The sequence below is a fragment of the Noviherbaspirillum autotrophicum genome (assembly GCF_000818395.1).
In the GTDB taxonomy this organism is placed as follows: domain Bacteria; phylum Pseudomonadota; class Gammaproteobacteria; order Burkholderiales; family Burkholderiaceae_D; genus Noviherbaspirillum; species Noviherbaspirillum autotrophicum.
The window spans coordinates 5,127,072-5,132,512 of record NZ_JWJG01000028.1 but is presented as its reverse complement, the minus strand read 5'-3'; the positions used below and the strand labels follow the sequence as shown (position 1 = coordinate 5,132,512).

Genomic DNA, 5,441 nt, shown 5'->3' with positions numbered 1-5,441 from the left:
GCGGAGCCTGGACAATTCCCAATCCGCCTTTGGCCGCATCAAGCAAGACCGATGCGTGCCCTGTGCCCAACGGACCGCGCGGCTCGATCGTGACGCGCCTTCCCTTGACATGAAATTCCCATTGGCGTACGCCACCGGTTGATTCCAGCAGGTAACCCAGGCACACGTGATCGTTCAGGTCAGACGGTGTCACGGGCCGACCGTGACGCTTGAGATATTTTTTCGATGCTGCTGTCGCGAACGGCGTGCTTCCCAACGGTCGTGCGACGAGACGGGAATCGGGAACGCTTCCCATACGAATGGCGACATCAAGCCGTTCTTCGGCAAGGTCGGTGATGCGATCAGTCAGTACCACGTCGACGCGAATCCCTGGGAATGCCGATAACCAGGCCGGCAGCGCCTTGGCAAGGACAAACTGGCCAAAGCTGACCGGGGCACTCACGCGCAGCAATCCTTGAGGCTGTAAGGATGCACCGACCACCAAGGCGCGCGCATCTTCGATGCCATGAACGAGCTCCTGGCAATGCGAAAAGAATTCCTGCCCCTCCGGCGTGAGGGTCACTTCACGCGGGGAGCGATTGAAAAGTCTCACTGCAAGCTCCTGCTCGAGCCGCGTGACGGCCTTGCTGACCGCTGACGGCGTCAGGCCAAGAACTCGTGCCGCGCCGGTAAAACTACGTGCTTCGGCGGCACGGACGAAAGCATTTAGGCCGCGCAACGGATCGGAAGTATTCATGATGACAAAAATTCATATTGGATATGCCGCCGAGCGTATCACACCAATCAAACTTCACTGATTACACTGCGTGGACCTGCTTACACCAAACCAACGTACGCAGCCTATCCCCACCCATGGGGCAGCTTATTTTTTGAGAAGAGGAGATCATGGTTGCATCTACTTCCGATAGCCGACGTCCGGATCCCACAGGCCGCTCCGCCCTACTCATGATTGAATTCGTTAACGAATGGCTTAACGCAGCCGGAAAATTACGATTTCTGATGGCGCACAATGAGAGTGCTTTTGCGGCTTCCGTTGAAGCGGGAAAACGCGCATTGCAATGCGCCCGCGCTGCCGGCATCGACGTCATCCATGCGACGCTGAAGCTGTCATCCGATTACCGTGAACTGGGCCAGGCCCACTTCGGTCTTCGCGGCGCAATTCCCAAAGCAAATACCTGGACGTCCAATGAAACCGGCTGGCAATTCCACAAGGACTTTACTCCGCAAGCGAATGAATTTGTGGTCGAAGGCCGCACGGGGGCAAGCGCCTTTGCGAGTTCCAATCTCGATGTCTTCTTGAGGAACCAAGGGATCAGCCGGTTGTATTTGGCCGGATATGCAACGCACGTGTGCATCGAGTCAACGATGCGGCATGCGCACGACATCGGCTATGAGCCGGTCATAATCGAAGACGCCACTGCAGCATTCACGGAAGCGCAACAGCGGCACGTCATCGAACACACCGTGCATCATTTCGGCTGGTCAATCAAGATCGAGGAATTTGCAAGCCTGTTGGGGAGGCGACGGTAATAGTGTTGCTGTTGCGGGGCAGATAATTAACAGCCCCACCGCACAGCTCGTTTACTCACTCGGAAAGGATGGCTACTTTATGGCAACGATAAATTTGCCGATTGTTATCGAGTGGCGTGGCATTGCGATTGTCGGCTCATGGCCACAGATCGCCCGTGGACGTAATCCAACCTCTGACTGCTTGTGTCCACGGACCTAACATCATGCCTTCTGCTATGAACGAGTATGCCGCTTAAAATGTGCGGGCTGCAGCTATACCTCGGTCTGTTCTGCAATCTCAAGCGCGTCATCCACCTCTATCCCAAGATACCGAACAGTGCTCTCCAGCTTGGTGCGCCCGAGCAAGAGCTGCACTGCACGCAGGTTATTGGTCTTTCGGTAAATCAGCGTAGCTTTTGTTCGCTTCATGGTGTGAGTGCCATACGGTGCCGGATCCAGACCAATCGACTTCACCCAAGATTCGACAATTCGTGCGTACTGCCTTGTCGACAGGTGGGGAGAGTTCGTAAGCCGGCTCGGAAACAGGAACTGATTGCCGGCCAAGTGCGCCTTTTCCATCCAGGACGCCAACGACGTGCGCGTCTGCTCAGTGATCTCAAACTGGACGGGACGCTTGGTCTTCTGCTGCATCACGATTGCACGCGGCAGTATCCGGTTTCCTTGTGCGATGTCGCTAACTTTTAATCCAGTTAGATCGCATCCACGTAACTTGCTGTCAATTGCCAGATTGAACAACGCTAAATCGCGAGTGCGCTGCTCCATCTGCAGCCGAATGCGAATAGCCCAGATCTCCTTGAGGCGCAAAGGCGCTTTCTGGCCAACCAGTTTCCCCTTGTTCCACGGGATATGCGTTGCCGTTTGGTGAAGGTTCGCTTCCATGGCTTCCTCCCATTTCAATTGAAAGGAATCTCATTGTGTGCCGATTTCCTTGAATGGGTGATAACACGCTTAGAGCAGCCATTCAGATTTATTCAGTAATCTCAAAGAATCGACCCAAGCCGGCGAACTGTGTCTCCACAAAGCAGGCGCTTGCAGAAGATATAAACGACTTATCGAAGGCGCTTTGACCTCCTAAAAATCGTGTAGAGGTGGCATTTCTGAGTGGCCGCGCTAGGCAAGAAAAAGTAATGGACATTCAGACCATATTCAAACAGTATCCGAATGAAGGTCGTATGTAAGCAAAATGGCAAATTCCTAAAGAACTTAAGGGAATGCAAACCAGTGCCTGGCATTTTCACCTCACCTCGAAGTGACTCGATCATGACTGCAAAAAAAGCCACCTCGGACGTTTCATCAAAACGCACCAGCAAACCGGCGGCCAAAGCGGCAGTCGCAACACGCGCTAAAGCAACAAAGCCAGCCAAATCCAACCTCGACGCACGCACCGAATCCACCGTCGCTGCCACGGCCGAGCCCTCCATGCGCTTCTACTACTCGAAGGCGCTGCAAAAGAAAGCCTATACGGTACTGGATGCGCTAGAACGGGAGCCCGATCATCCTAAGCATAGTAAGGCCGTCGCCGATCTAGTGAGTGAACTCATCGAGGCTGGCATGGACTATTACTTTTTGAGAGCGCTCAAGCTCGCCAAAGTCGGCTTTATTGCCGAACAGTCGGCACGGCTCGGTGTGTCGGCTGCAGTGAAGCTCATCAGTTCGTTGAGCCAAAAATACATCGTCGACATGGAGAAAAATCAGCTACTGGTCATCGCTCGTCATATTCGCAGCTGCACATGAGGCATTTGTAACCAACATCCACATCTTTGCTGCCGCTTAGTCTAATTTGGCGCCTGCTGCCCGAACCGACGAAACGAGCGGTGGACGCGCTGTCAGGCGATAACTACCTTCATCGGGAACTGGGCGGCAACAGCATTACTCTGCTGCTGTGAGAAGGGAGGGAAGTTGTAATTTCCTGCTGCTTCGATGCTCCCTCATCGCTAGCATTGCGCCGGGTGATGCGCGACAGCATGATGTTCAGGGGAACGAACCTGAGTGGCCCCCGGCCACGGACGACGATATTGCTGGAGGACGACGGGTGGCCGCACTGGGGAGGATACGCAACAGCGTAAAAGCTGATGATGGTAGCCGGCCAATTTCAATGCTTTCCACATCGACGCTGGGCTGACTACCGACCTGATTCACGTGCGGGAAATCAGTGCCCGCTGTTACACCTCAATCCCTCAAGCCAGTGTCCGAAGATCGATTAGAGACCATCAGAAACAGTCTATCGGGCTCTTGGGCGAGCGACGGAGTAAACTGCATGACAAGGCCTTGTGCCCTTCACCTGCCGCAACCCGAAACACGCTTTCAGAAACGCCATGTCCGATACCTCCTTTCCGCTGTTTGCCGACCTCAAGCTAACTACACCATTGCTGCGCGTGCTGCAGGAACTGGGTTACGAATCCCCATCGCCGATTCAGGCTGCGACGATTCCGCTTTTGCTCGAGGACCGTGATGTGCTTGGCCAAGCACAGACAGGCACAGGCAAGACTGCCGCGTTTGCCCTGCCCATACTGACGCACATCCAGGCCAAAGCGGCGGCGCCACAGGCCTTGGTGCTGGCGCCGACGCGCGAACTGGCAATCCAGGTGGCAGAGGCCTTCCAGCGGTATGCCACGCACATCCCCGGTTTTCATGTGCTGCCGATTTATGGCGGCCAGAGCTACGGTCCGCAATTGAGCGCATTGCGCCGGGGCGTGCATGTGGTAGTGGGGACTCCCGGCCGAGTTATCGACCACATCGAAAAGAATTCGCTGGACCTCTCGCAGCTCAAGACATTGGTGCTCGACGAAGCGGACGAAATGCTACGCATGGGATTCATCGACGATGTGGAAACGATCCTGCAACGGACACCGGAATCGCGCCAGACCGCATTATTCTCGGCGACGATGCCACCTGCGATTCGCCGCATCGCGCAAACCTACCTGCGCAATCCCAGCGAAGTGACCATCGCCGCCAAAACCGGCACAGCGGACAACATCCGTCAGCGTTACTGGCTGGTTAGCGGCATGCACAAACTCGATGCGCTGACCCGCATCCTGGAAGCTGACCCGTTCGACGGCATGATCATCTTCGCGCGAACCAAGCTCGGCACGGAAGAGCTGGCGACCAAACTGCAGGCGCGCGGATTCTCCGCCGCAGCAATCAATGGCGACATGGCACAGCAACAGCGGGAACGGACCATCCAGCTACTCAAGGACGGCAAGATCGATATTCTGGTAGCAACGGATGTCGCCGCGCGCGGGCTCGACGTCGAGCGGATCAGTCACGTCATCAATTACGATGTGCCGTACGACCCGGAGAGCTATACCCATCGCATTGGTCGTACCGGACGCGCAGGCCGCAGCGGCGAGGCGATCCTGTTTATCGCTCCGCGCGAGAGAAACCTGCTCAAGGCAATCGAGCGCGCGACGCGCCAGCCGGTGGCGCCGCTGGAACTGCCCACCATTCAGGCCGTGAACAATGTGCGAGTTGCCAAATTCAAGGACCAGATCAGCAACACGCTGGCAGCCGGCGGTCTGGAAGAATTCCAGTCACTGATTGAGGACTATGAGCGTGAGAAGAATATTCCCGCGATCGAAATCGCCGCTGCGCTCGCAAAAATCGCGCGGGGAGACGAGCCGCTTCTGCTCGACAAGAACAGGCGCGAGCCGCAGACAGAGCGCGCCAGCTCCGATGCTAAGCGTGGCTTCACCGAGCAGCTGCCCCCCCCAAGTCGGGACGAACGCAGCAACCGATCCTTCGAACGGACAGTCAGGCCAGAACGCCAGGAACGGCGGGATGCGAGCGCGCGGCCCGCGTTCCCGCACAAGGAACGCGTGGAACGCGCGCCTGAGGTCGGCATGCAGACCTTCCGCATCGAAGTCGGTCATGCACACGGCGTAAAACCGGGCAATATTGTCGGCGCCATTGCC

The 5,441-nt window shown here is 56.3% G+C and carries 5 protein-coding genes; 3 read left to right on the top strand and 2 right to left on the bottom strand.

The genetic code is table 11. From position 1 onward, the window contains the following. A partial coding sequence (locus TSA66_RS25210) for a LysR family transcriptional regulator (RefSeq protein ID WP_040042028.1) occupies window positions 1–736 on the bottom strand: 736 nt, incomplete at its 3' end. 149 nt (window positions 737–885) lie between these two features. Here TSA66_RS25210 and TSA66_RS25205 point away from each other — a divergent pair. Then, window positions 886–1,530 (top strand): cysteine hydrolase, encoded by a 645-nt coding sequence (locus TSA66_RS25205; RefSeq protein ID WP_052452596.1) that lies wholly within the window; start codon window positions 886–888, stop codon window positions 1,528–1,530. A 252-nt stretch (window positions 1,531–1,782) separates the two neighbouring features. On the opposite strand, the gene TSA66_RS25200 is transcribed toward TSA66_RS25205, so the two are convergent. Beyond that, window positions 1,783–2,409: a tyrosine-type recombinase/integrase gene (locus tag TSA66_RS25200; protein WP_040042027.1), complete on the bottom strand. Its 627-nt coding sequence runs from the start codon at window positions 2,407–2,409 to the stop codon at window positions 1,783–1,785. Between the two features lie 381 nt (window positions 2,410–2,790). On the opposite strand from TSA66_RS25200, the gene TSA66_RS25190 reads away from it, so the two are divergent. Further along, complete coding sequence (locus tag TSA66_RS25190) at window positions 2,791–3,264, top strand: hypothetical protein (RefSeq protein WP_157691789.1); 474 nt, start codon at window positions 2,791–2,793, stop codon at window positions 3,262–3,264. Between the two features lie 581 nt (window positions 3,265–3,845). After that, window positions 3,846–5,441, top strand: a 1,596-nt coding sequence (locus TSA66_RS25185; RefSeq protein ID WP_040043003.1) for a DEAD/DEAH box helicase, incomplete at its 3' end; no start/stop codon positions are given.

What these genes read in the sequence shown, in the direction of transcription:
- TSA66_RS25200 (WP_040042027.1), bottom strand. Translation starts at nt 2,409, where the DNA reads ATGGAAGCGAACCTTCACCAAACGGCAACGCATATCCCGTGGAACAAG.
- TSA66_RS25205 (WP_052452596.1), top strand. Translation starts at nt 886, where the DNA reads ATGGTTGCATCTACTTCCGATAGCCGACGTCCGGATCCCACAGGCCGC.
- TSA66_RS25190 (WP_157691789.1), top strand. Translation starts at nt 2,791, where the DNA reads ATGACTGCAAAAAAAGCCACCTCGGACGTTTCATCAAAACGCACCAGC.